Here is a 22,980-nt window from a genome sequence, read left to right on the forward strand (position 1 = left end):
TTCACTCACAACCCCTGGACGGGCGACGCCCCGCCGGTCGCGATGATCGGCGGGGCCTCTGTGTTGCCTGGGATCAGGTCGCTGTGGCCAACGCCCGCAGCTCTCGCGCGGCCGGAAGCGTCCGAGCCTGCTCGTCCGGCAGAGACCTGCACACAGCGCCAGCGAGAATCTTCACGGTGACCGTGCGGTGTTCTGGGGGAAGAACCGCCACAGCCTGAGCGGCATCGTTCGCCCCTTCGCTGACGCTGCCCGCGTTGATGCGCGCCCATGCGGTCTTGAGCTCGCCGAGCGCCTGCCCCCGTGCCCCGATCGCGCTCTTTGGCCTCTTCGGCAGCTCGTCGTACAGACTGGAGTCTCCGAGAAGCAGACGGGCGTTGGTGCGCTCACTGACGTAGCGTTGCCGGGGCCATCCCCAGACGGCGGCGTCGTCGCCGGTCACCTCCACCGGAAGCTGGGCGTAGAGATCATCGAGATCTCGAAGTGCCTGTTCGGCGCCAGAGCGGTCCCCCGTCCGGGCGAGGATGACGGCGCGCGTCGCGTGCGCTTCGGCGAGTCCAGCGCTGGGGCGCTTCCCGGCAAGCTCGACCGCTTGATTGGCAAGCCGCAAGGCCCCGGGGCGGGTAGAGCTGACACGGGCTTGCCGACCGCGTGTGTAGACCTCAAGGTGCCGGTCTCCCGCGCTTGCGGCGGCGCTATGGGCGGTCCGCCACCAGCGGGAACCCAGAGGATCGCCGAGTTCCTCAAGGGCCATAGCCATCAGCGCGGCGAGCTGAGCGGACGTCCGTTGCATGCTCGTCCGGTCGAGGTCAGGCCGGCGGTCGATCATATGGCGGAGGTCAGCGATGTCGGCCGATAACACTCCGACGAGGGCTGCCGGGGACATGACACGGATGGAGTAGGCGTGATCGGCTACGGCCTGTTCCCAATCCTCGCCCGTGACGTCGTCACGAAGGTTCAGAGCGCGATCCAAGCCCGACCGCAGTGTCTCCAAGTGCGCGGCGGAGACCGAGGCTCCGGAGCCCAGGACGGCGAGTAGTTGCAGCAGTGCCCGACGCTCCATGTCGTCCCAATCTTTGGGGGTGGTGACCGGCCTTTCCACCGTACTCTTGGGGACGGCGGCAGGCACCTGTGGAGGATCGGGGAACAGTTCCTCTTCGGGAATCTCCAGCGCAGCGGAGTACAGAAGCCGGTAACGCGGACCTGCCGCATGCTCGCCTGCCTCATGACCCCGAATCAGCCGCTCGATGTTCCTGCGCGAGGGCAGCCCCGCGGCGACACGCTCAGGCGCGACCTCACGGAACAGTCGGGCAAGGTCAGCGACGACCAGTCCACGCTTCTTACGCTCGGCACGCAACCGCGCGCCGCTACGGGCGCTTTCAGCGGACATGTTGCGATACACCTCGGCCAGATGAGGGCAGAAGCAACGGGCTGCCCCTGCTTTCCAGCGCGATTATCGCGCTGACCTGGGACGCCCGTCCCGAATTCATTGTTACCGCCGGGCCACACACCAGCTACTCAAGTTCCCCGTGTGATCCGATGCACCATCACCGGCGTGCGGCTCCGCCTACGGTCTGGCACACGCTGACACCACTGGGCGAGATGACGCTGCCCTCCGTGAACGATACGACCAGCCATGCCGCCTCGATGCTCGGGTGCTCACGCTCAATCAACTACCGCCCAACCGGCCGGACTCCACAAAGGGTCGGCTCGGAGGTTGAAAGACCTGGCTAAGGCCGCGGTACGGAACTAAGGCAGTCTGAGGCCGTGGAGTAAGGCTTCGTCCCGATGTGGGGTGCGGGGCCTTAGAGCGAACCTTGTACTTGTCGGGCCGAGAAGGGCCTGGCAGGACCAAGGAGCAGAACATGATTCGTCCGGAGTTCTCCAGGGACCTCGTCAACGACCGCGTCGCCGCCCTCCGCGCCGAGGCGCGTCAGGCTCGGCGGGTCCGGCTCGCCAAGGCACTCAAGCGGTGACGCCGCCGAGCGGCACCGACCGGCACACGCCCCCGCCGACAGGCGGGGGCGTTTCTCATTGGGCTGGGGCCGCAGACGCCATCGGGGCCGGTGCGTTGTGACCGGTGCGTTGTGACCGGTGCGTTGTGATCAGTTGGGGGTCGCCAGGGTCAGGGGCAGGACGGCGGGGGCACCGGATTCTCTGAGGAGACGGGTGGCCACGGTCATGGTCCAGCCGGTTTCCACGCGGTCGTCTACCAGGAGAACCGGGCCAGGGGTGTTGGCGAGCGCCGTGGCCAGGTCGGCGGGAACGGTCAGGGACTGCCAGACGGAACGGAGACGTTGGGCGCTGTTGTGGCGGCGAGCGATCGGCGCGCCCGTCGGGGTCAGTTCGCCGAGGTACGGGAGGCGGCCGATGTCGGCTATCCGGTGGCCGAGGCTCGTGACCAGGCGGGGACGGGAGTGAGAGCCGATCGTGACGACCCCGGTGGGGCGGGCGGGCCAGTCCCAAGCGGCCAGCACCTTGACGACGGCGTCGACCATGTCGGGAGGGACGTCGGTGTCGCCGGAGGCGAACAAATCGCGCAGGCGGTTGCCCCAGCCGATGTCGGTGAGGCGACCTAGGGCCCGGCCCGTCTCGGCCAGTTGGTCGGGCTTGATGCGGCCGGAGACGCCCAGGTCGTCCTTGACGCCGGTGGGCCACATGCGGCGGGGGGCGAGGTCGACGCCGGGGCGGTGAAGACGGTCGCGCGCCCGGGTGGCGCCTTCTTGGGTGACGTCGGCGGGCCAGTGGTCTCCGGTGCAGTTGTCGCAGCGCCCGCAGGGCGCGGCGGACGGGTCGTCGAGCTGGTCGCGCAGGAACTTCTCCCGGCAGGTGGTCGCCGCGATGTAGTCGAGCATCGCCTGCTGCTCGCGGCGGCGTTCGGAGGTGACGCGTTCATAGCGTTCGCGGTCGTAGGTCCAGGGGCGGCCGGTGGCGGTCCAGCCGCCCTTGACGCGACGGGCGGCGCCGTCGACGTCGAGGACCTTGAGCATCATCTCCAGGCGCGCGCGGTTGAGGTCGACCTGCGGTTCCAGCGCGCTGGTGGACAGCGGACGGTCGGCGTACTCCAGGATGTCGAGCGTCGCGCGGACGATCGGTTCGGGCGGAAAGGCGAGGCTGGCGAAGTAGGCCCAGATGTCGCGATCCTCCGAGCCGGGCAGGAGGATGACCTCCGCGCGGTCGACGCCGCGGCCGGCACGCCCGATCTGCTGGTAGTAGGCGACCGGGGACTGCGGGGCGCCGACATGGACGATGAAGCCGAGGTCGGGCTTGTCGAAGCCCATGCCGAGGGCGCTGGTGGCGACCAGGGCCTTGAGCTTGTTGTCCTGGAGGTCCTGCTCGGCCTGGAGGCGCTCGGCCTGTTCGGTCTGGCCGGAGTAGGCGGTGACCTCGTGGCCGCGTTCGCGGAGATAACCGGCGATCTCGTGGGCGGCGGCGACGGTGAGGGTGTAGACGATGCCGGACCCCGGCAGCTTCTCCAGGTGCTCGCCGAGCCAGGCGATGCGCTGCTCGGCCGTGGGGACCTGCACCACGGCGAGGCGCAGGGACTCGCGCTCGAGCGGGCCTCGCAGCACGAGGGCGTCGTCGCCGGCGAGCTGTTCGGCGACGTCCTGGGTGACACGGGCGTTGGCGGTGGCGGTGGTGGCGAGCACCGGGATGCCGGGCGGCAGGTCGGCGAGGAGGGTGCGCAGGCGGCGGTAGTCGGGACGGAAGTCGTGGCCCCAGTCGGAGATGCAGTGCGCCTCGTCGACGACGACCAGGCCCGCGCCGGCGGCGAGCTTGGGCAGGACGAGGTCGCGGAAGTCGGGATTGTTCAGGCGTTCGGGACTGACCAGGAGGACGTCGACGCGTCCGGCCTCGACCTCGGTGAAGATCTGGTCCCAGTCGTCGGTGTTGGCGGAGTTGATGGTGCGGGCGTGGATGCCGGCCCGGTCGGCGGCGTCGATCTGGTTGCGCATGAGCGCCAGGAGCGGCGAGACGATCACGGTCGGGCCGGCGCCGCGCCCGCGCAGCAGCCGCGTCGCCACGAAGTAGACGGCGGACTTGCCCCAGCCGGTGCGCTGGACGACCAGGGCGCGGCGGCGCTCGACGACGAGCGCGTGGATCGCGGTCCACTGGTCGTCGCGGAGGCGCGCCTGGTCGCCGGCGAGGGCGCGCAGGCACCGCTCGGCCTCGTCACGGAGTCCCTCGAAATCGCTCATGCACCCTTGGTATCAGCGGGCGAGCGGTGGCCGCACCAGAATCGTGTTCTGTGGACAACCCCCGGGTGATGGTGGAGGTGCGCGCTCTGGGTAGCCTGCCCAGCAAGATCAGTTTCTTGGTGGAAGGGACCCGGGGGGCGGATGGGCGCGGCGGAACGCTTGCGGCGGACTTGGCACGTCCTCATGGACGCGTCGCCGCCGGAGCACCCCGAGGACGAGCCTGGTGAGATCGTCGACCCGCGGGCGATCGACCTTGTGCTGCGTGTGGGCGAGCTGTTGCTGGCCAGTGGCGAGACCACCGAGCGTGTCAACGAGGCGATGCTCGGCCTCGCGGTGGCCTACGAGCTACCGCAGTGCGAGGTGCAGGTCACGCTGACGAGCCTCTTGGTCAGCGCCCACCCGGGCAAGGACGCGCAACCGGTGACGGGCTCGCGGTCCATTAGGCGCCGTACGCCCGCGTACTGGCGCCTCACCGCGCTGCACAATCTCGTCCAAGAGGCGTCTATCGGCATGCTGGATCTGGACGAAGCGCATCGGCAGCTTGCGGAGATGAAGAGGGGCCGTGCTCCGTATCCGCCGTGGCTGATCGTGGTCTCGCTCGCGCTGATCGCCGCGTCCGGCAGTGTGCTGGCGGGCGGCGGGCCGCTCGTGGCGGGGACGGCGTTCGTGGCCACACTGCTCGGCGACCGCACCGCCGCGGCCTTGGCGCGCCGTGGTGTGGCCGAGTTCTTCCAGCTGACGGTGGCCGCGGCGATAGGCGCGAGCGGTGCGGTGCTGGTGGTGGCCATGGGCAACCCCGCGCAGGGGTCCGCGATCGTCACGGGCGCGATCCTGGCGCTGCTGCCCGGGCGTCCGCTGGTGGCGAGCATCCAGGACGGCATCACCGGTGACCTGGTGAGCGCCGGGGCGCGGATGCTGGAGGTCTTCTTCATGATCGCGGCGATCGTCGCGGGGCTGGGGGCGATCGTCTACATCGCGGTCAAGCTGAACGTGTCGATCGACGTCAGTCACCTGCCGAGCGCGCCGGCGACGCTCAAGCCCGTCGCGGTGATCGCGGCGGCGGCCGTCTCGGTGACTTTCGCGGTGTCGCTGGCGGCACCGCGGGACGTCCTGCTCGCCTCGGCGCTGGGCGGCGGGCTGATCTGGGTGCTGTACGTCCTCCAGGTGGGTTGGGACGTACCACCAGTCCTGGCCTCGGCCGTGGCGGCGACCATCGTGGGCGTCATGTCGAACTGGCTCGCCAGACGGCACCAGGCGCCGGTGATGCCCTTCCTGGTCCCGGCCATCGGCCCGCTCCTGCCGGGGACCGCGCTGTACCGGGGCATGGTCGAGCTGAACGCCGGCGCCCCGCAGTCAGGCGTGCTGAGCCTCATCGGGGCGCTTTCGGTGGCGTTGGCACTGGGCGCCGGAGTGAACCTCGGCGGGGAACTCGTCCGCGCGTTCCAGCACGTCGGCTTGAGCGCTTCCGGACGCTGGGCCCGTCCCGCCGCGCGACGGACGCGCGGCTTCTGAGAACTGTCGGTGGCGGACGTTATGTTCGCCGCATGTACCGACAGGGAGACATCCTGATCATGCCAGTGCCGGAGGAGGCGATCCCGCAGTCCGTCCGGGAACTGCCGCCGGCCCCGCGCGACGGCCGCGGGCGCATGGTCCTGGCGCTCGGCGAGGCGACCGGGCACGCGCACGCGCTGACCGCGCCCGGATCGCTGCTGCGGGTGCCCGACCCGCTCGCGCCCGACCACCTGCACCTGCCGTCGGGCGGCCGGCTGATGCACGAGGAGCACGCGGCGATCACGCTGCCCAGGGGCTGGTACCGGGTGATCCGCCAGCGCGAGTACGTGCCCGGCACCGTCCGGGTCGTGGCGGACTGAGGCACGGCATGGTCACCGGAACATCACTTACTGGTACCCCTCGCGCGGCGCACTTCGTGGTAAGCGACTGGCAGTCCGTCGCCTTCGGCACAGGGCCCGCCGACCGTCGGCGAGCCGAGGCCGGTGTAGCCGCCGCCTACACGTCCGCCGGTCTGGACGTCCCCACGCGGTATGTGTGGGTGCCCTCCCCCGCGCGTGGAGCCGTCGCGGCGGCCGTCTTGGCCGGGCAAGGCGACGACCTGCGCAAGGCCGGGTTGGGCGACCTGGTCGATCTCGCTCAGGGCGACCTCGGCGAGGAGCCCGCCGGGGCGAGCGTCCTGAATACGGTCAGGACGCGTCCATGGGAGGCGGAACGTACCGCGGCCTGCTCCGAACAGGGGCCGGAGCAGTGGCCACGGGTATGGGCCGAGACCGGCGGCCTCCTTTGGAACCAGGTGCAGTCGCTGGTCACGCGGGTGCGCGCAGCCATCGGCGCACTCGCCGACCAGGGCCCAGGCGGTGCCGACTCGCCGGCGCGGGACGCGGCGGAGGTCGTCCTGCGCGCCGCCACCCTCGACGCGGTCCTGGGCCAGCACGACGCGCCATGGCTCGCGCTCTTCGAGTCGCTCGGGCGGCTCACCGGCCCGCTGGACGGGCTGGCGGAGGCCGCCCGGTCCGCGGGCTGGTGGTGGCCGTACGAGAACCTGGTGATCCTCTCCGAGCGTCCCTCGGACCTGTATCGCGACGAACCCGGCCGGCTGCATCGCGGCGACGGCCCGGCTCTGGGCTACCCGGACGGCTTCTCGTTGCACGCCTGGCGCGGCATGCCGATCCCGCCCGACTTCGTCGACTCGCTGACGGGGCTCACCCCCGGCCGGATCTCCGCCGAGCAGAACGCCGAGCTACGCCGGGTGATGCTGGAGATCTTCGGTTACGACCGGTACCTGGCCGAGACGGGTGCCCGCCCGCTGCACCGCGACGAGACGGGGGTGCTGTGGTCCATCGATCTGCCCGGTGACGAGCCCGTCGTCATGGTGGAGGTGGTCAACTCCACGCCCGAACCCGACGGCACGCGCCGCACCTACTATCTGCGGGTCCCGCCCAGCACACGCACGGCGCGCGCGGGCGTCGCCTGGACTTTCGGTGTGGACGAGGCGGACTACCACCCGGAGAAGCAGACCTGAGCCTCGGACGGCCGGTACGACGCCGGTCACGGCGGGTGTCCCTTGGTAGCACTTCCCCTGTCCCCAAGGGACACCCGCCGCGCTCCCGTGCGTGACGGGAGCGCGAAGCGGGACGGCTACGTTCGGCCGAGCAACGCGGGGATGCGTTCGAGGACGCCTCCCGCGAAGGTGTCGTAGAGGCCGAGCGGTTCCAGATGCACGTAGCCGATATGGCAGTCGCAGGTGTCCAGCGGGCAGGGACGCGGCGCGAGGGCGCCGAGATACGAGCCGTCGTACAGGTTGCCCAAGACGGTCGGGACGAAGTGGCAGCGGCGCACCGTCCCGTCACCGTCCACCGAGACGACGCTCTCGCCGGTGCGGCAGGCAAGGCCACGGCTCGGGTGGGGATGGCGGCTGACGGGGAACAGCGGGTCGATCTCGGTCCAGGCGTCGGCCTCGGCGTCGCCGTAGCGGCGCCCCTCGGCCGCGTTGACCCACAGGTACGTCGCGGCGGGCAGGTCGGCGCGGAGCCGGCGGGCGGCGTCGAGATGTTCGGGCTGCCCGACGATCCCGACGCTGTACCGGATCCCGCGCCGCGTCAGGTCGCGGCATTTGCCAAGGAAGCGTTCGTACGGCACCTGGCCGGGATGGTAGGTGGCCCACAGCGCCAGCTTGGACGGATCCGCCTCCGACGTCCACGACGTCCGGTGGCTCAGGTTCGTCTGGATGGCCACGCGTTCGACGTGCGGAAGACGGCTGAGGTCCACCAGGGCACGCCGGTACCACGACCGCACGAGCCCTTCACCCCACGGCGTGAACAAGACCGAGACGCGATGGTCGCGGCCGGCGACCCAGCCCGTGAAGCGTTCGAGCGCCGCACGGTCGGCACGAAGCTGCTCCGGCGTATCGCGGCGCTTGGCGAACGGACAGTAGGGGCAGTCGTAGTCGCAACTGGCGAGCGGGCCCCGGTAGAGGATCGTGAGGTCTTCCATCAGCGCGTCTCGTAGGCGGCCATCCGTTCCCGCACGTGCGGCGAGAACAGAGCTGGACCGATGGCGTCCGAGTGCGCGAGCCCGTCGGAGGTCAGGGAGATGGAGGCGGGCGCAGTCTCAAGCCATCCTCGCTTGTCGAAGGATGCCAGATCGGTGGCGAAGTCGTCGGAAGGGTCTGTGCCAAACCGCGCACGATAGGCGCTCCGGTCCAGACCGGTAGTTTGCAGAAGAGACTGGACGAGGTGACGACGCCGGCGTTCGTCCTCGTCCAGGACGAAGCCCACGCGGGCGGTGCTGAAGTCGTCCTCGCGAACGTAGTCGTCGATGATGGCGCGAACGTGCCTTGCCTCGACCGCGTACTCGAACGAGTAGTGCAGGCCCGTCGTGTAGGAGCGGGCTCCGCATCCCAACCCGACCATGCCGTCCGTCTGGCAGCAGTACTCGGTGCCGCCCGCGTTCTCGACCGGCAGTCGGAACATCCGCATCGACACTTGCTCGTACCCTTCGGCCAGAAGGTGGTCACGGCCGATCCGGTAGAGCGCGAGGCGCAGGTCGTCCCATTCCCTGCGGGACTCCTTGTCGAGCCGATGGAGGCCCGTCCCCGGCCGGACGTACAGCGGGTAGAGGTAGATCTCTTCAGGACGCCACGCCAGGGCGGCGTTCAGGGAGTGCAGCCATGTCGTCGGTGTCTGACCGTCGATTCCGTAGATCAGGTCGATGTTGAGGGTCGGGAACCCCACGGCACGGATGCGGTCGAGCGCGGCCTCCACCTCGGCACGTTTCTGCGGCCGGACGGCAGCGCGCGCCTCCTCGTCGATAAAGCTCTGCACGCCGATGGAGACGCGCGTGGTACCGCGCTCGGCGAGGACGGTGAGCCGGTCGGTGGTGGCGGTCGCCGGGGACGTCTCCACGCCCAGCGGAGCCGATCCGAATCCGGAGAATCGTCCGGCGATATCGCAGAGGCGTTCCAGTTCGGGCGCGGTCAGGTAGGTCGGGGTGCCGCCGCCGAACGCCGCCGTGGCGAACGAACCGGCCCCTTCCAGGGCATCCAGGACGGCGGTGGCCTGCCGGTCGAGCGCGTCGAGGTAGGCACCGGTCAGCTCTTCGGGCGCGCCCGTCCGAGTGAAGAGGTTGCAGAAGCCGCAGCGCATCTCGCAGAAGGGGATGTGCAGGTAGAGGAACAGCGCGTCAAGGGCCTCCCCGGCCCACACCTCCCTCAGCGCGGGCGGCGGCTCGAACGGACGGTAGGCGGTCTTGTGCGGGTACGCGTAGACGTAGTGCTGGTACCGGTCTGTTGAAGTCACGGCAGAACGAACTCCCCGTACGGAACGGTCCACACGACCTCGTGGCCGATGCGGTGCCCGGTGTGCCCGTCCTCCCCGTACGCCGTCCCATGGTCGGAGCAGACGATCACGAAGCAGGGACGGCGCATCAGGGCGAAAAGCCGGCCCAGATGGGCGTCGACATGCCGCAGGGCGGCGGCGTGGCTCGCACGCGTGTCGCCGTGCGAGCGGGTCCCCCCATCCAGGTAGAACCAGTTGGGCTGGTGCAGTGACGCCACGTTCAGCAGGAGGAACAGCCGCCGCCGGGCGGGCAGCCGGGCCGTCACCTCGGCGACGCGGTCGATCTGGTGCGGCAGCGACGCCGGGTCGGTGACGCCGAATCCCGGTTCCCAGTGGCTCTCGGCGAACAGCGACGGCAGGGCGGACCCGAGCGGCGTGAGCTTGTTGAAGAAGCCCACGCCGCCCACGCAGACGGTGTGGTAGCCGGCCGCGGCAAGGCCGGACGGCAGGTCCGCGGCGTCGAACGTCCAGGTGGCGGGGGTGGTCGTCTCGCTGCCGGGGAAAGCCCCGGCGAACAGCCGCGGGTGCGGGCCGGGAGACGCTGGGGTGGGCAGGAACCCGGCCAGCATCGCGGCGTGCGCCGCATAGGTGAAGCTGCCGGGCGTGTGGCGGCGCTCCCAGCGGCCATTGGGGAGAAGCCCCGTGAGCGTGGGCGTCGCCCCGGACGCCGCCAGTTCGGCGGCCACGTCATAGCGCAGCGTGTCGAGGGTCACCAGCAGCACATCGTGGCTGCCGATGACCTCGTTCATGTCGTACATGCGGGGGCGGACTCCGGCAGAGTGGCTCTGACCTGGGCAGTGTAGGTGTCGAGCCCGTCCGCTGAGGTGCCGGGGAGGCCGAGCAAGCCCGGGAGCAGATCCCCGAACGCGTTGACCTCGCACACCGCGAACCGCTTCAACCCCATGAGGACGAGCAGATCGACGCCGACCATCGGGCTGCCGGGGAAGCAGGCGGCGGCGCGCGCACACACGTCGAGCGCTCGGCGCCAACCGTTCTCGCCGAGCGCGCGCTGCACCGCCCCGAGGTCTCCTCTGGCACCGCCGAGATGCAGGTTGGTCATCGGGCTGCGGCTCGTCCGGACGACCGCGTGGGTGGGTTCGCCACCGATGACGACCACCCGCAGGTCGAACACGCGCCCGTCGACCGTGGCCTTCGGCAGCCATCGCTCCACATGCAGACCGTCCGGTGCCAGAGCGTCGATCAGCGCGGCCACGTCCCGCTCGCTCTCGTACGTCTGGAGACGCAGCGAGTTGAACAGACCGGACGGTGTCGTGGCCGCGGACGTGACGGCTCTGACTCGTCCACCGGGCGCCGTCCGCAGCGCCACCACCCCCGACGCGGACGATCCGTGCGCCGGCTTGGCGAACACCCTCCGCTCGCCAGCCCCGTCCATCAGCGAGCGTAGTTCCGCGTAGTTGCGGGCCGGTGGGAGCGCGGCGGGGACCGGGACCCCGGCGGCCAGCAGCCGGGCGTGCGATCGTCGCTTGTCGAACATCACCGCGATGTCCTCGACGTCCCCCAACAGCCGCGCGCCCGCGCGCGCCGCCGACGCGTCGATCCTGGCGAGCGCGGCGGTAAACGTCCAGTACCAGACGGCGCCGCCGCCCACACGCGCCGGGTGGCCGGGGCCACGCAGGAGCGCGTCGGCCGCCGGGTCCTCCCCCGGCGAGTCGATGCGGAGCAGGTCGCCCGGGTCGAGGACGAGCGGGGAACCGCGCAGCACGTCCGTCCAGGGGACGAGCCGGGGCTCGGGCAGCCCGGACGAACGGCACGCGGCGGCGAACAGAACGGAACGCCGGTCGCCGGGCGTGCCGATGACGACGGTGGTCATTCCGACACCGCGATGTAGAGCGCGCTGGAAGGCGACTGGTCGTTCACCCACTCCGGCTCTGCGACCGATCCGTCGAGATCAACCTCGACACCGGGCAGAGCAGCGCGGAGTCGGTTCGCCATTGCCTCGGACAGGAAGGCATGGTGCAGGTCGAGCCTGCGCAGGTGCGTGAGAGGCTGCCCGCCCAGCAGCGCCTCCACACCCCGGTCGGTCAGCATCCCCATGGCCAGGCTCAATGACTCCAGCCGCGCCGCGATGGGGGCGGTCGCGATGGCCTGCGCCAGCTCGTCCTGAAAGGCACCGTTCTCCAGGCCGAGATGCTTCAGGGCCGGCAGCCGCTCCCCGGTCATGAGGGGCGCGAAGTCCTCAAGCGCGGACGTCCCGTCGTACCACTCGGACCCGATCCACAGGTCGAGGTGCTCCAGCGCGGGCAGGTCGGCGGCCGCCACCGCACGCGTCACCTCGGCGGGCAGCCCGCCGGACTCGATCCTCAGCACCCTCAGCCGTTCGCTGCGCGGCGGCTCGAAACGCAGGTCCGACGCGCCACGGATCTCGAAGTGCTCCAGCCCCGGATAGGCCGCGAGCAACGGCGTGATGTCGCCGTACTTGATCCAGGAGATGTGCTGCTCCCAGTCGAGGACGTCGCCCAGGAACAGGGCGCGCAGGCGCGGGAACCGGCCGGCCACCCCGACGAGCAGGTCCCGCACGTCGAAGTCGAAGTCCCACCAGCCGACGACCAGGTGGGTGACCTGCGCGGTGTCGACGTTCTCCAGGAACCAGTCGAAGCTGTCGGAGAAGCTCGCGACCCACCGTCCGTCACGCTCACGGTGACGGACGGCCCAGGCCACGTCCCCGGCCGCCGGCAGCGGATCACCGTCCGGCTCCGGTTCGCCGTCCACGGTGACCACCGGCAGGCCGGCGAATGAGGAAAGGTGTTCCTCGATCATTCCCACACCGCGATCATTCCGACACCGCGATGAAGCGCCAGTCGTCGTCCGGCTTCTCCTGCTCGCTCAGATCGACCTCGACGCCGGGCAGCGCGGCCCGGACCCGCTCGATCATGGTGTCGGACAGGAAATGGTGGTGCAGGTCGAGCCTGCGCAGGTGGGTGAGCGGCTGGCCGGACAGCAGCACCTCGGCGCCCTGGTCGGTCAGGACGCCCATCGCCAGGCTCAGCGACTCCAGCCGCGCCACGATCGGCGCTCCGGCGACGGCGGCGGCCACCTCGTCCTGGATCTCGCTGTCCTCCAGGCCGAGGTGGCGCAGCGCGGGCAGCCGTTCACCACCGAGGAGCGGCGCGAGGTCGGCGACGGTCGCGTCGCCACCGTAGTTGTCCTCGCCGAGCCACAGGTCGAGGTGCTCCAGGTTCGGCAGCTCGCTCGCGCCCACGGCCTGGACGATCCGCGCGGGCAGCCCGCCCGACTCGAACCGCAGCACCTTCAGCGTCGTGCTCTTGATCGGGGCGAGGGTGAGGTTCTCGGCTCCGCGGATGTCGAACCGCTCCAGCGCCGGGAACGCCGTGAACAGCGGCGAGATGTCGGAGTGCTCGATCCAGGAGATCTCCGACTCCTCGCCGACGATGTCGCCGAGAAACAGCGACGTCAGTTTGGGGAAGGACGAGGCGGCCCCGGTGAGCAGGCTGACAGGGTCGGAGACGTTCTCGTCGTAGGACGCGCCCCAGTAGCCGATGACAAGAGCCGTGATCTGGGTGGTGTCGACCGCTTCCAGGAAGCGCGCGAAGGTCTCGTTGAACGGCTCCGACTCGAACATCGTCCCGACGTACCACGCCGCTTCCGCCGGAGGCGGGTATCCCTTGCCGTCGGGGCCGGCCTCCGCGCCCGACTCCTTTCCGAAGAACCTGCACACCGGCAGCCCGGCGTACTCCTCCAGATGCTGATAAACGCCCATGGGTCCCCTTCACGAGTTCGTCGGGTCCATGTCCTATCAGCACGGGCGGACAAACCGGGGCGCTTCAATCGTCCTCGTTCTCAAATCCCTCGAATCCGGGCTCTGCGTCCTCACCAGTCCCTGAACCGGTTTCCGGGGCGGCGCCGAGCAGGCCGCGGGTGAGCGACTGGGCCGGGTCGAACATCTCCGCCAGCGCGGCGCCGAAATGGGCGCCGGTCAGAGCGTCCGGTTCCCCGCCCTCACGGAGTGCGACCAGCACGGCGCGGCGGACGAGCTCCTTGATGAACGACGCGGTCACGCCCTCGGTGCGGGCGGCGATCTCCTCCAGGTCCGCGGCGAGGCGCAGCTCGCGCCCGTACAACCGCAGCAGTGCCACCCGCCCCTGGAGGTCGGGACGGGGTATCTCGACGGCCAGGTCGACCCGTCCGGGGCGTTCGGCCAGGGCGCTCTCCAGGGAGCCGACCCGGTTGGTGGTGAGGACGAAGACGACATCGGCGTCGCCCGCGACCCCGTCCATCGCGTCCAGCAGGGAGAACAGCAGGGGGCTGGAGCCACCCTCGACGAGGTCGCGGTCCTCGGCGACGAGGTCCACGTCCTCCACGATGACGATGGAGGGCTGGAGACTGCGCGCCAGCGCCACGGCATCGTCCAGGAACCGCATGGCGGGGCCGGTGAGCTGGACGACCGTGTAGTCCAGAAGCCGCCCCATCAGGTAGCGGACCGTGTGGGTCTTGCCCGTGCCAGGCGGGCCGTGCAGCAGCAGCCCGCGTTTGAGGTGCTGCCCGGCGGCGAGGAGTTGCTCGGCGTGCTCGGCGATCCCGACCACGTGCGCCTCGATCGCCTCCAGCCGGCCGTCCGGCAGGACGACGTCGGACGCGGCGAGGTGCGGCCGGGGCAAGAAGGTGACCAGCGCGTTGTCGCGGTGCTCGCTGGCGTTGAAGCCGAGCACCTGGCCGCGCATCACATCGTGCTCGCGGCGGAGCCGGTCCAGTTCGTCGCGGACGGCGGCCGCGGTCGCCCGGTCCCGCGCGAAGACGGTGAGGACGCACAGCGCCTCGTATGACTCGCGGGTGACGACGCCGACGACGACCGGCGACCCGTCGGGGGCCACCGTCGGCACCAGGCCCAGCTCGACGACCTCCATCGACTCGGCGGGGCCGACGGCGGCGGTGCCGTAGTCGGGGCGGCCCAGCAGGTACGTCCCCATCGTGATCGCCGCGTTGATCATGGAGCTGATGTTGTCGAAGTGCCGCTCGGCGCCGGCGATGCCGAACCACTCGGCGCCGGGCGAGCGGTCCGCCAGGTAGGCGTCGATCCCGCGCTGCAGGCCGGCGTGCTCCCAGCTCTTGAAGTCGTGGCCGACCGTCACCAGGTCATGGAACGCGATCCCGATGTGATCGCTGATCCGTGCCACGAGCGGCGACGCCGCGTTGTCCTCGGTGAGCCGCTCACCCGCGGTGCGCAGAAGGCGCTGGAGCCCGCTGGCCAGGGTACGTGCGGTGTCCAGGTCGAGTTCCCCGTCTCCCTGGCCCCTCACGGCATCGGTCACAGGTTTCCCCCGTTCGTCCGGCCGCCCACGGGCCAGCTTAGGCAGCGCCCGCGCGCGGTCGCGACCGGTTTAGACAACGTGCGAAAGCCCCGGGCGGAGGGTGCAACCGTCCGTCCGGGGCTCTGCGCAGGGTTCGTCCTGGACGCAGGACGCAGCATCACGAGGAAATGAGCACGGAACCCTTGTACTTGTCCTCGACGAACCTCTTCACCTCGGGGCCGCGGAGCAGGTCCACCAGCTTCTTCACACGCGGGTCGTCCTTGTTCTCCGGCAGGGTGGCGACGCCGTTGGCGTACGGGTTTCCCTCGGCCTTCTCAGCGACGAGCGCGTCCTTGTTCGGCGCCAGATTCGCCTCGATGGCGTAGTTGCCGTTGATGACCGACAGGTCCACGTCGTCCAGCGAGCGGGGCAACTGCGCGGCCTTCAGGGGCTTGAACTTCAGACCCTTGGGGTTGCTCGCGATGTCGCGCTCCGTGGCGCTGGTGGGTGCGCCCGGCTTGAGGGTGAGCAGGCCGTTGTCGGCGAGCAGCTTCAGCGAGCGGCCTTCGTTCGCCGGGTCGTTCGGCACCGCGACGGTCGCGCCCTGCGGGACGGCCTGCAGGCTCTTGACCTTCTTGGAGTAGACGCCGAGCGGCTCCAGGTGGACGGGGGCGACGAACGCCAGCTTGGTGCCGGACTTCTTCTCGAATTCCTGCATGAACGGCACGTGCTGGAAGTAGTTGGCCGTGACCTGCTTCTCCTTGAGCACGGTGTTGGGCTGCTGGTAGTCGTCGAAGGTGACGATGTCGAGTTTGAGGCCGGCCTTGGACGCCAGGTTGTCCTTGACGTACTTCAGGATGTCCCCGTGCGGGACGGGGTTGACCGCGACCTTCAGCGGGGCGTCCGCGTCGTTGGACGCCTCGGACGACCCGCAGGCGGTCAGTCCGGCGAGAAGGCTCACCGAGGCCAGCGCGATGGTGATCTTGCGGAGCACGAGAGGTCCCTTTCTGTGCGTTACTTGTGCGTCAGGCGGCGGGCGACGAGGTCCCCCACGGCCTGGATGATCAGGACGAGCACGATGAGCAGCAGCACGGTGGCGACCATGACCTTGGTCTCGAAGCGCTCGTAGCCGTAGGTGATGGCGAGGTTGCCGAGGCCTCCGCCACCGACCGTCCCGGCCATGGCGGTGTAGCCGATCAGCGCGATGACGGTGACGGTCAGGCCGGACACCAGACCCGGTCGCGCCTCGCGCAGCAGGACCTTCCCGACGATCTCCCGGCGGTTCGCGCCCATCGCCTGCGCTGCGGCGATCACGCCGGGGTCGACCTCGCGGAGCGCGATCTCCACGAGCCGCGCGTAGAACGGGATCGCGCCGACCGTCAGCGGGACGATCGCCGCCGCGTTGCCGATGCTGGTGCCGACCACGACCCGGGTGAAGGGGATGATCGCCACCATCAGGATCAGGAACGGCAGTGAGCGCCCGATGTTCACCACGACGCCCAGCACCCGGTTGGCCGGCGGCGCCGGCAGCAGCCCGCGCCGCTCGGTGATCACCAGCAGCACACCGAGCAGCAGCCCGAGCACGGCGGTGAAGACCGTCGAGACAGCGGTCATGTACAGGGTCTCGCGCGTGGCGGGCCACAGCAGCGGAGTGACCTCGTCCCAGGTCATCGCCGGTCCTCCTCACCGGTCGGGGCCCCGCCGGAGGTCTTGACCTCCACGGCCAGGCCGGAGTCGCGCAGGAAGGCCAGCTGCGCCGCGTTGACGGACGGCTCGCCGGGCAGCTCCAGCTGGAGCCGCCCGACCCGCTCGCCGCCGACGGTCTCGACGGCACCGCCGAGGATGTTGACGTCCAGCGAGAACTTGCGGGCCAGCGCCGACACGAACGGCTGGTCGGCGGTGCCGCCCACGAAGGTCACCTCGACGACCGTCGTGCCGTCGCGGGGCACGGCGGGCGGGAGCGGGAACAGCCCCCGCGCCAGCTCCGATCCCGGGCGGGCGAGCAGCTCGGTCACCGGCCCCGACTCGGTGAACCGGCCGTCGTGCATCACCGCGGCCGAGTCGCAGATCCGCTTGACCACCTCCATCTCGTGGGTGATCAGCAGGACGGTCAGGCCGAGCCGCCGGTTCAGGTCGCGCAGCAGCTCCAGGATCGAGGCGGTGGTCTCGGGGTCGAGCGCGGAGGTCGCCTCGTCCGACAGCAGCACCTTCGGGCGCCCGGCGAGCGCGCGGGCGATGCCGACGCGCTGCTTCTGCCCGCCGGAGATCCGCGCGGGATGGGCGCGCGCGTGCTCGGCGAGCCCGACCAGCTCCAGCAGCTCGGCGACGCGAGCCGCGCGCTCGGCCCGCGGCACGCCCATGACCTCCAGCGGGAACGCGACGTTGCCGGCGACGGTGCGGCTGCCGAGCAGGCCGAAGTGCTGGTGGATCATGCCGATGCCCTGGCGGGCGCGGCGCAGGTCGGCGCCCCGCAGCGCGAGCAGGTCGCGACCGTCGATGCGGACGCGGCCGGCGTCGGGCCGTTCGAGCAGGTTGACGCAGCGCAGCAGGGTGCTCTTTCCGGCGCCGCTGCGTCCGAGCACGCCGAAGATCTCGCCTTCGGCGACGGTCAGGTCGACACCGTCGACGGCGGTCACCTCACGCCCGCGGGCGCGATAGACCTTTCGAAGTTTTTCGATCTGAATCACAGGGAATCATCCGTGCGTGCGGGCGCCGCCGGGAACTAGCGGCGGTGCGTCGGATCAGGACGGGGGTGCCGACCGGCTTTCGCGGTGCCGACCGGCTTTCGCGGTGCCGACCGGCTTCGCGGTGGCCGAAGGCCCGCGGCGGCCTAGGACAGGCCGGGCGGGTACGGGGTGTGGCTCAGCAGGTGGCGTTGGAGGTTCATGCGCGACTCGGGTCTCGGAACGGCTCGCTTCGGGGCGCGAGGCTCAGGCGGGGGCCCTCAGCGGTCACACATTCGACGGCAGCACATACCGCCCACCCGCCGGGTCAGCGGGCTGCGCGCGGGGCACGGGCGTACGGCGGTCATGTCATCAGTTAACCGGGTCGTGACAAATGACGCAACTCGCGCCCGGAGTGCGCGCGGCCCGCGGCCCGCCCGCCGTCAGCCGTCCCTGTAATCCACATAGGTGGCGCCCTCGCGGCTGTGAGCGACGATCAGGTTGGCCGACCGGTCGTCCACCAGCGCGGGGTTGAGGTGGGACGAACCCGCGCCGCTCCAGCCGGGCACGCGGTAGTGGGAGCCAGGCGGGACGATGAGCTTCACCGTCCCGCCACCGGCGGTCGCCTCCACGTAGGCCGGCGGCTCGGCGTAGCGCAGGTCCAGTTCGCCGGAGTCCACGCGGGCCAGGGTCTTGGGCGCCGCGAGCCCCGACCCTTTGAGCGTCCCGGACCCGGCTTGGAGCCGCAGCCGGCCACGGGTGTCGGCGACGGTGATCTCACCCGTTCCCGTCCGCAGGTCCAGGTCGCCGGTCAGCCCCCGAACGCTGATCTCCCCCGAGCCCGAGACGGCCGAGACGCGCGCTCCCGGGGGCACCTGGACGTCGATGTCCCCGCCGCATTCCAGACCCGTGTAGAGAGACGGTGAGTCGTCGCACCGGAAGGTGACGTAGAGCACGTCGTCGACCAGCGACTCGCTCACGGTGGGCTTGTGCAACGCCCACTTCAGATCCTTGAAGACCCGGGCCTCGCCCTCGGGGCCGGGCCCGACCGAGACCTGCGCGTCGCCCATGTCGAGCCGGACGTCCTTGATCGCGTACCGGTACGGAGTCACGGACGTGGAGGTCTGCCGGATGGCGCGTCCCAGCACCCACAGGCCGGCCGGCGCGACCGCGACGAACGCCGTAGCGATGGCCAGGAAGACCCACACACCACGTCGCCGGGGCCGCCCCCGGACGCCCTCGGGGTCGACCCCGGACGGTTCGGAGGTCATGTGTCGCCCTGCAGGAAGCGGAGGACGGCCAGGACACGGCGGTGGTCGCCCTCGGCGTGCGGGAGGTCGAGCTTGGCGAAGATGCTGTTGATGTGCTTGGCGACGGCGCTCTCGCTCACCACCATCGCCGCGGCGATGCCCGCGTTGGAGCGGCCCTCCGCCATCAGCGACAGGACCTCCTTCTCACGCGGCGTGAGCCGGTCGAGGGGGTCGCGGTGCCGGCGCAGCAGCAACTGGGCGACGACCTCGGGGTCCAGGGCGGTGCCGCCGGCGGCGACCCGGCGCAGCGCGTCCAGGAACACCGAGACGTCCGCGACGCGGTCCTTGAGCAGGTAGCCGATGCCGCTGGTGCTGGAGGACAGCAGGTCGGCGGCGTACCGCTCCTCGACGTACTGCGACAGCAGCAGCACCGCGACCTCCGGTGCCTCCCGCCGCATCACCAGCGCGGCCCGGACCCCCTCGTCGGTGAAGCCCGGCGGCATCCGCACGTCCACGATCGCCGCGTCCGGGCGGTGCCGGCGGACGGCCGCCAGCAGCCCCTCGGCCTCCCCGACCGCCGCCGCCACCTCGAACCCGGAGGTCTCCAGCAGCTTGATCAGCCCGGCCCGCAGCAGGACCGAGTCCTCGGCGATCACAATGCGCACGGCAACTCCACGGTGACGGTCGTCGGTCCCCCGGCGGGGCTGATGATCCGGAACGTACCGTCCACGGACCGGACGCGGCGGGCGAGCCCCGTCAGCCCCGTCCCGCGGGACGGGTCGGCGCCGCCCACGCCGTCGTCGGCCACGGACACGCGCAGCACCTCGCCCCGGCGCAGCGCCACGATCTCCACCGATGACGCGCGGGCGTGCCTGACCACGTTGGTGAGCGCCTCGGAGACGACAAAGTAGGCCACGGCCTCGACGGTGGACGACGCGCGCGGCTCCACCTCGACCCGCAGCCGGACGGGCAGCGGCACCCGCGCGGCGACACCGGACAGCGCGGCATCCAGCCCGCGGTCCTCCAGGACGGCCGGGTGCAGCCCGCGGACCAGGTCGCGGAGCTCGGCCAGGGCCTCCTTGGCCTCCTCGTGCGCCTCCACGATCACCTGCATGGCCTCCTGCGGGACGCCGGTGAGGGTCTCGCGGGCCAGCCCGAGATTGAGGGCGAGCGAGACGAGCCGCTGCTGCGCGCCGTCGTGCAGGTCGCGCTCGATGCGGCGGCGCTCGATGTCGGCGGCGTCGACGACGCTGGCGCGCTGCTCCGCCAGGTCTTCGACGCGGCGTTCCAGCTCGCGCGCCCGGTCCGGGCCGAGCAGCGCCGCGGCGGCGCGGGCATCCGCGCGGCGGACGGCCACCGCCATCCAGGGTGCCACCGCGAGCAGCAGGACGCCGGCCAGCCCCAGCACTCCGGTGGGGCGGGGCGGTGAGCCGAGCGGGCTGGACGCCCACGCGAACGCGTCGTAGACGGCGAAGGACAGCCCCGCCGCCCACGCCGCGATGACGGTGAGCGCACCGATGGCCAGCAGCGGACCCACCACCAGGTGGTACTGCACGACCCGCCACAGCTCGGGCGAGCGGAGGTCGCGCAGCGCGTCCCACGGTCGGCCGTCGTCGAAGTCGGGCATGCGCGGGATGTCCAGGCCGAGCATCGCCCAGCAGCGCTCCCGCTGCCAGGCCGTCAGCCAGCGCAGCGCCAGCAGGACCAGGACGAGCGACACGCATATGAGGAGCAGGATGAACGTGATGTTGGACGGCGTCCAGATCATCCAGAACACGCCCAGAATTGCCCAACCTGCGAACTGGAGGGGCACCCCCGAGGCAGTGAACGCGGTGTCGCGCCAGGCCGCCCGCGACCACGGAGCGTGCGCGAGGGCACGCCGGGCCGGAGAGACGGATGCCATGAAGCAACCGTATTGGCCCCACTGAGGCACCACCATGACGTGCACTTCCGCTTGGAGGGTGTACCTGGTACCACCTCGAATCGGATATCGGTGCTACTGAAACTGGGCCGTGGAGCGGCGAGGCTGGAGACAGCACCCGATGGAACGGGCGCCGCGTCCGCCAGCACAGGAGCTCACCCCATGGTCGCCAGCACGACACCCTTCAGTCCCAGTCCCGTCCGCAGGCGCGGCGTCCGCTCACGCCACACGCCGGACACTCGATCGCAACCCGTTCCTCCGTCTGGCCGGTCAAGGCCAACCTCACCGTCAGCCCCGCCGCCGCGGGTGCCGCTGCGAGCGCGGGCCGTCCACGAACGGTGGCTCGGATGGGGACTGATCGGGGGCGGAGTCGCGATGGTGCCGTGGATGTGGGCGCTCGCCACCCGGCTTCCGTCCACCGCGCAGGTGTCGAACTGGTCGGCGGCGTGGGTCGGTCTCGACTTCATGGTGGCCACCGGGATGCTCGGCACCGGCGCGCTGTTCACCAGGCGGGACGCGCGGTACGGGCCGGTGGCCGCGGCCACCGGCGCCCTGCTGCTGGCGGACGCGTGGTTCGACGTGATGACCGCCGCGGCCGGCGCCGACCGAAGGGCGGCGCTGATCCTGGCCGCCGGGGCCGAAGTGCCCGCCGCCGTCCTCTGCGGCATCCTCGCCGCGCGGGCCGTCAGATCCGTGAACGCGGCCGCGGCGGCGCCGCGCCCGCACCGGGCGCAGGACAGTGGACGGCACGCCTGAACTGACCGTCGACGCCCAGGTGAAGCACGGATGGCAAAGCATCGACGGGAGTACGCCAGACGGGTGAAACCAGACGAGCCGGACCTCTAGAGTTGAGTCCCACGACGGGGCCCTCTTCCGGGAGGGCCCCTTGCCCTGCCTGCACGATCAGAGGTCCCCGAACATGAACGACCACGAGGTGTACGAGGAGTGTCTGCGACTCCTGCGGGACGGCCTGCCGGCCCCCGCGCCCGACGCCCTCGGCGCGGCACGGGAGTTCCTTCCACTCTGTATTGACAAGGATGGAGACGTCGCGGTTGTCACGTTCCTGCGGCAGTGGGACGGGGCGTCCGGGGCGGCACCGTTCATCGAGGGCTGGACGTTCCATCGCCGCGACGGTGAGTGGATGGAGCTCGGCGGCGCGGGCGGAGCGGCCCCCGAGGAGCCGCTGACGCGCCGCTCGTCCGGCGAGATGGGGCGCTACCTCCAGAAATACGGGTCAGGACGGACGGTCCGCAACGCCAACCGGCTGCTGCCGTGGGGCGCGAAATGGGTGAACGAGGCGCGGCTGCGCGTCTCGGCGGAGGTCGCCCGGCTGCGGGTGGGCAAGCGACTGCTGGAGGTCCCCGTCCACGGCCACGTCGTGGTGGTGTGGTCGGCGCGCCGAGCCCCGGTCGTGGAGGCCCTCGCCTCGGACGGGGCGATACTGGACGCGCTCGACCTCGACCGTCCGCCGGTCGCGGCCCGACCACAGGGCTGATCCGCAGGGCACGCTCGCCCTTTCGCTGGACCGTTCTAAGCCATTCGCGCCATGTCGCACGGCACGCCGCCGCTTTCGGCCGCGGCTCGTCGGGCAGACTCCCCCCATGGCCGTTACGCGCGACTACGACGCCGATCCCGAGCGCTTCCGACTCGCGACGCGGGTGACACGGAAATACCTGATCGGGGCACGGTGTCTGCACGGCCACATCGCCTCGAAACTTCTGCACGCCGGGCTCTCGCACGTCCTGGACATCGGCTGCGGCGAAGGCGCCCTCAACGAGGCACTCCCCGGCAATCCCCCGTTCCGCCTGGCCGGAGTGGACGCGTCCGCGACCATGCTCCGCGCACATCCGGGCCCCCGGGTCCTGGCCGACGCCGCGCGGCTGCCCTTCCGGGACGAGGCGTTCGACGCCGCCGTCGCGGTGAACATGCTCTGGCACCTGGAGGAACCGCGGCTCGCCCTCCGCGAGGCGCGACGGGTGCTCGTCCCGGGCGGGCTGCTGATCGTCACGGCGATCTGCCGGACCGACAGCCCCGAACTGGCCCCGGTGTGGCACCCCGAACCGACGTCGTTCGACGCCGAGGACGCGCCCGCGCAGGTGTGCGAGGTGTTCGGCGACGTCGAGGTGGAACGCTGGGATGCGCCGCTGATGACCCTCCCCGACCGCACGGCCGTCCGGGACTACCTCATCGCCCGCCAGGTGCCCCGGGCGGAGGCCGCCGAGGCGGCGGGGCGGCTGCGCACCCCGCTGCCGGTCACCAAGCGGGGCGCCCTCATCCTGGCACGCCGCTGACCGACCGGTACGCCGCTGCCCGGCCGCCGGCGTCGTTCCCCGGC

The 22,980-nt window shown here is 71.1% G+C and carries 21 protein-coding genes; 6 read left to right on the forward strand and 15 right to left on the reverse strand.

Annotated elements, in window-relative coordinates; all coding sequences use genetic code 11:
* Window positions 1-73 precede the first annotated feature (73 nt).
* The gene (locus AMA02S_RS16155) at window positions 74-1,387 is read right to left on the reverse strand and encodes a hypothetical protein (RefSeq protein WP_157430608.1); all 1,314 of its coding nucleotides are present in this window, start codon (window positions 1,385-1,387) and stop codon (window positions 74-76) included.
* 715 nt (window positions 1,388-2,102) lie between these two features.
* Window positions 2,103-4,196, reverse strand: coding sequence for a RecQ family ATP-dependent DNA helicase (locus tag AMA02S_RS16160; protein ID WP_067458620.1), 2,094 nt, complete (start codon window positions 4,194-4,196; stop codon window positions 2,103-2,105).
* Window positions 4,197-4,379: 183 nt separating this feature from the next.
* On the opposite strand from AMA02S_RS16160, the gene AMA02S_RS16165 reads away from it, so the two are divergent.
* From AMA02S_RS16165 to AMA02S_RS16175, 3 genes are read left to right on the forward strand one after another with little or no spacing between them, the layout of a single operon-like run.
* Window positions 4,380-5,708, forward strand: a complete 1,329-nt coding sequence (locus AMA02S_RS16165) for a threonine/serine exporter family protein (protein ID WP_084265230.1) — start codon at window positions 4,380-4,382, stop codon at window positions 5,706-5,708.
* Between the two features lie 32 nt (window positions 5,709-5,740).
* The gene (locus AMA02S_RS16170; RefSeq protein ID WP_067458625.1) at window positions 5,741-6,067 is read left to right on the forward strand and encodes a DUF8820 family protein; all 327 of its coding nucleotides are present in this window, start codon (window positions 5,741-5,743) and stop codon (window positions 6,065-6,067) included.
* Between the two features lie 56 nt (window positions 6,068-6,123).
* Window positions 6,124-7,230, forward strand: a complete 1,107-nt coding sequence (locus AMA02S_RS16175) for a DUF6745 domain-containing protein (protein WP_245667573.1) — start codon at window positions 6,124-6,126, stop codon at window positions 7,228-7,230.
* A 116-nt stretch (window positions 7,231-7,346) separates the two neighbouring features.
* On the opposite strand, the gene AMA02S_RS16180 is transcribed toward AMA02S_RS16175, so the two are convergent.
* The 13 genes from AMA02S_RS16180 to AMA02S_RS16240 all read right to left on the reverse strand — a co-directional run bounded on the left by AMA02S_RS16180 (window position 7,347) and on the right by AMA02S_RS16240 (window position 20,627).
* A complete protein-coding gene (locus tag AMA02S_RS16180) occupies window positions 7,347-8,201 on the reverse strand; it encodes an STM4011 family radical SAM protein (protein WP_067458631.1) in 855 nt (284 codons plus the stop codon).
* Entirely contained in the window at window positions 8,201-9,505 is a 1,305-nt protein-coding gene (locus AMA02S_RS16185; RefSeq protein WP_067458634.1) for an STM4012 family radical SAM protein, read from the reverse strand. The genes AMA02S_RS16180 and AMA02S_RS16185 overlap by 1 nt, the downstream gene beginning before the upstream one ends.
* Entirely contained in the window at window positions 9,502-10,302 is an 801-nt protein-coding gene (locus AMA02S_RS16190; protein ID WP_174550964.1) for an STM4013/SEN3800 family hydrolase, read from the reverse strand. Before AMA02S_RS16190 ends, AMA02S_RS16185 begins: the two co-directional genes overlap by 4 nt.
* The gene (locus tag AMA02S_RS16195; protein ID WP_067458637.1) at window positions 10,290-11,375 is read right to left on the reverse strand and encodes an STM4014 family protein; all 1,086 of its coding nucleotides are present in this window, start codon (window positions 11,373-11,375) and stop codon (window positions 10,290-10,292) included. Before AMA02S_RS16195 ends, AMA02S_RS16190 begins: the two co-directional genes overlap by 13 nt.
* Entirely contained in the window at window positions 11,372-12,322 is a 951-nt protein-coding gene (locus AMA02S_RS16200) for an STM4015 family protein (RefSeq protein WP_067458640.1), read from the reverse strand. The genes AMA02S_RS16195 and AMA02S_RS16200 overlap by 4 nt, the downstream gene beginning before the upstream one ends.
* A 13-nt stretch (window positions 12,323-12,335) precedes the next feature.
* Complete coding sequence (locus tag AMA02S_RS16205) at window positions 12,336-13,283, reverse strand: STM4015 family protein (RefSeq protein ID WP_067458643.1); 948 nt, start codon at window positions 13,281-13,283, stop codon at window positions 12,336-12,338.
* Window positions 13,284-13,347: 64 nt separating this feature from the next.
* Window positions 13,348-14,832, reverse strand: coding sequence for an AAA family ATPase (locus AMA02S_RS16210; protein ID WP_218004986.1), 1,485 nt, complete (start codon window positions 14,830-14,832; stop codon window positions 13,348-13,350).
* 157 nt (window positions 14,833-14,989) lie between these two features.
* Entirely contained in the window at window positions 14,990-15,805 is an 816-nt protein-coding gene (locus tag AMA02S_RS16215; protein WP_067458646.1) for a MetQ/NlpA family ABC transporter substrate-binding protein, read from the reverse strand.
* A gap of 20 nt (window positions 15,806-15,825) precedes the next feature.
* On the reverse strand, window positions 15,826-16,482 hold the full coding sequence (locus AMA02S_RS16220; protein ID WP_067458649.1) for a methionine ABC transporter permease: 657 nt from the start codon (window positions 16,480-16,482) through the stop codon (window positions 15,826-15,828).
* Window positions 16,479-17,498 (reverse strand): methionine ABC transporter ATP-binding protein, encoded by a 1,020-nt coding sequence (locus AMA02S_RS16225; protein ID WP_067458652.1) that lies wholly within the window; start codon window positions 17,496-17,498, stop codon window positions 16,479-16,481. The genes AMA02S_RS16220 and AMA02S_RS16225 overlap by 4 nt, the downstream gene beginning before the upstream one ends.
* A gap of 419 nt (window positions 17,499-17,917) precedes the next feature.
* Entirely contained in the window at window positions 17,918-18,745 is an 828-nt protein-coding gene (locus AMA02S_RS16230) for a DUF4097 family beta strand repeat-containing protein (RefSeq protein ID WP_067458655.1), read from the reverse strand.
* Complete coding sequence (locus AMA02S_RS16235) at window positions 18,742-19,389, reverse strand: response regulator (RefSeq protein ID WP_067458658.1); 648 nt, start codon at window positions 19,387-19,389, stop codon at window positions 18,742-18,744. The genes AMA02S_RS16230 and AMA02S_RS16235 overlap by 4 nt, the downstream gene beginning before the upstream one ends.
* Window positions 19,377-20,627: a sensor histidine kinase gene (locus tag AMA02S_RS16240; RefSeq protein WP_067458661.1), complete on the reverse strand. Its 1,251-nt coding sequence runs from the start codon at window positions 20,625-20,627 to the stop codon at window positions 19,377-19,379. Before AMA02S_RS16240 ends, AMA02S_RS16235 begins: the two co-directional genes overlap by 13 nt.
* A 393-nt stretch (window positions 20,628-21,020) precedes the next feature.
* Here AMA02S_RS16240 and AMA02S_RS16245 point away from each other — a divergent pair, with 393 nt between their 5' ends.
* The 3 genes from AMA02S_RS16245 (at window position 21,021) to AMA02S_RS43505 (ending at window position 22,936) form a co-directional block, all read left to right on the forward strand.
* The gene (locus AMA02S_RS16245; protein WP_157430609.1) at window positions 21,021-21,401 is read left to right on the forward strand and encodes a hypothetical protein; all 381 of its coding nucleotides are present in this window, start codon (window positions 21,021-21,023) and stop codon (window positions 21,399-21,401) included.
* Window positions 21,402-21,564: 163 nt separating this feature from the next.
* Complete coding sequence (locus AMA02S_RS16250; RefSeq protein WP_157430610.1) at window positions 21,565-22,140, forward strand: hypothetical protein; 576 nt, start codon at window positions 21,565-21,567, stop codon at window positions 22,138-22,140.
* A 106-nt stretch (window positions 22,141-22,246) separates the two neighbouring features.
* Window positions 22,247-22,936, forward strand: a complete 690-nt coding sequence (locus AMA02S_RS43505) for a class I SAM-dependent methyltransferase (protein WP_067458664.1) — start codon at window positions 22,247-22,249, stop codon at window positions 22,934-22,936.
* Window positions 22,937-22,980: the final 44 nt, after the last annotated feature.

Origin of the sequence: Actinomadura macra NBRC 14102 (assembly GCF_001552215.1) — a bacterium.
Lineage (GTDB): Bacteria > Actinomycetota > Actinomycetes > Streptosporangiales > Streptosporangiaceae > Spirillospora > Spirillospora macra.

Excerpts from the sequence above, each read along its gene's own strand:
- AMA02S_RS16230 (WP_067458655.1), bottom strand. The coding sequence starts at position 18,745 with ATGACCTCCGAACCGTCCGGGGTCGACCCCGAGGGCGTCCGGGGGCGG.
- AMA02S_RS16170 (WP_067458625.1), top strand. The coding sequence starts at position 5,741 with ATGTACCGACAGGGAGACATCCTGATCATGCCAGTGCCGGAGGAGGCG.
- AMA02S_RS16195 (WP_067458637.1), bottom strand. The coding sequence starts at position 11,375 with ATGACCACCGTCGTCATCGGCACGCCCGGCGACCGGCGTTCCGTTCTG.
- AMA02S_RS16180 (WP_067458631.1), bottom strand. The coding sequence starts at position 8,201 with ATGGAAGACCTCACGATCCTCTACCGGGGCCCGCTCGCCAGTTGCGAC.
- AMA02S_RS16200 (WP_067458640.1), bottom strand. The coding sequence starts at position 12,322 with ATGATCGAGGAACACCTTTCCTCATTCGCCGGCCTGCCGGTGGTCACC.
- AMA02S_RS16190 (WP_174550964.1), bottom strand. The coding sequence starts at position 10,302 with ATGTACGACATGAACGAGGTCATCGGCAGCCACGATGTGCTGCTGGTG.
- AMA02S_RS16205 (WP_067458643.1), bottom strand. The coding sequence starts at position 13,283 with ATGGGCGTTTATCAGCATCTGGAGGAGTACGCCGGGCTGCCGGTGTGC.
- AMA02S_RS16250 (WP_157430610.1), top strand. The coding sequence starts at position 21,565 with ATGAACGACCACGAGGTGTACGAGGAGTGTCTGCGACTCCTGCGGGAC.
- AMA02S_RS16160 (WP_067458620.1), bottom strand. The coding sequence starts at position 4,196 with ATGAGCGATTTCGAGGGACTCCGTGACGAGGCCGAGCGGTGCCTGCGC.
- AMA02S_RS16155 (WP_157430608.1), bottom strand. The coding sequence starts at position 1,387 with ATGTCCGCTGAAAGCGCCCGTAGCGGCGCGCGGTTGCGTGCCGAGCGT.
- AMA02S_RS16245 (WP_157430609.1), top strand. The coding sequence starts at position 21,021 with ATGGTGCCGTGGATGTGGGCGCTCGCCACCCGGCTTCCGTCCACCGCG.
- AMA02S_RS16165 (WP_084265230.1), top strand. The coding sequence starts at position 4,380 with ATGGACGCGTCGCCGCCGGAGCACCCCGAGGACGAGCCTGGTGAGATC.
- AMA02S_RS16240 (WP_067458661.1), bottom strand. The coding sequence starts at position 20,627 with ATGGCATCCGTCTCTCCGGCCCGGCGTGCCCTCGCGCACGCTCCGTGG.
- AMA02S_RS43505 (WP_067458664.1), top strand. The coding sequence starts at position 22,247 with ATGGCCGTTACGCGCGACTACGACGCCGATCCCGAGCGCTTCCGACTC.
- AMA02S_RS16220 (WP_067458649.1), bottom strand. The coding sequence starts at position 16,482 with ATGACCTGGGACGAGGTCACTCCGCTGCTGTGGCCCGCCACGCGCGAG.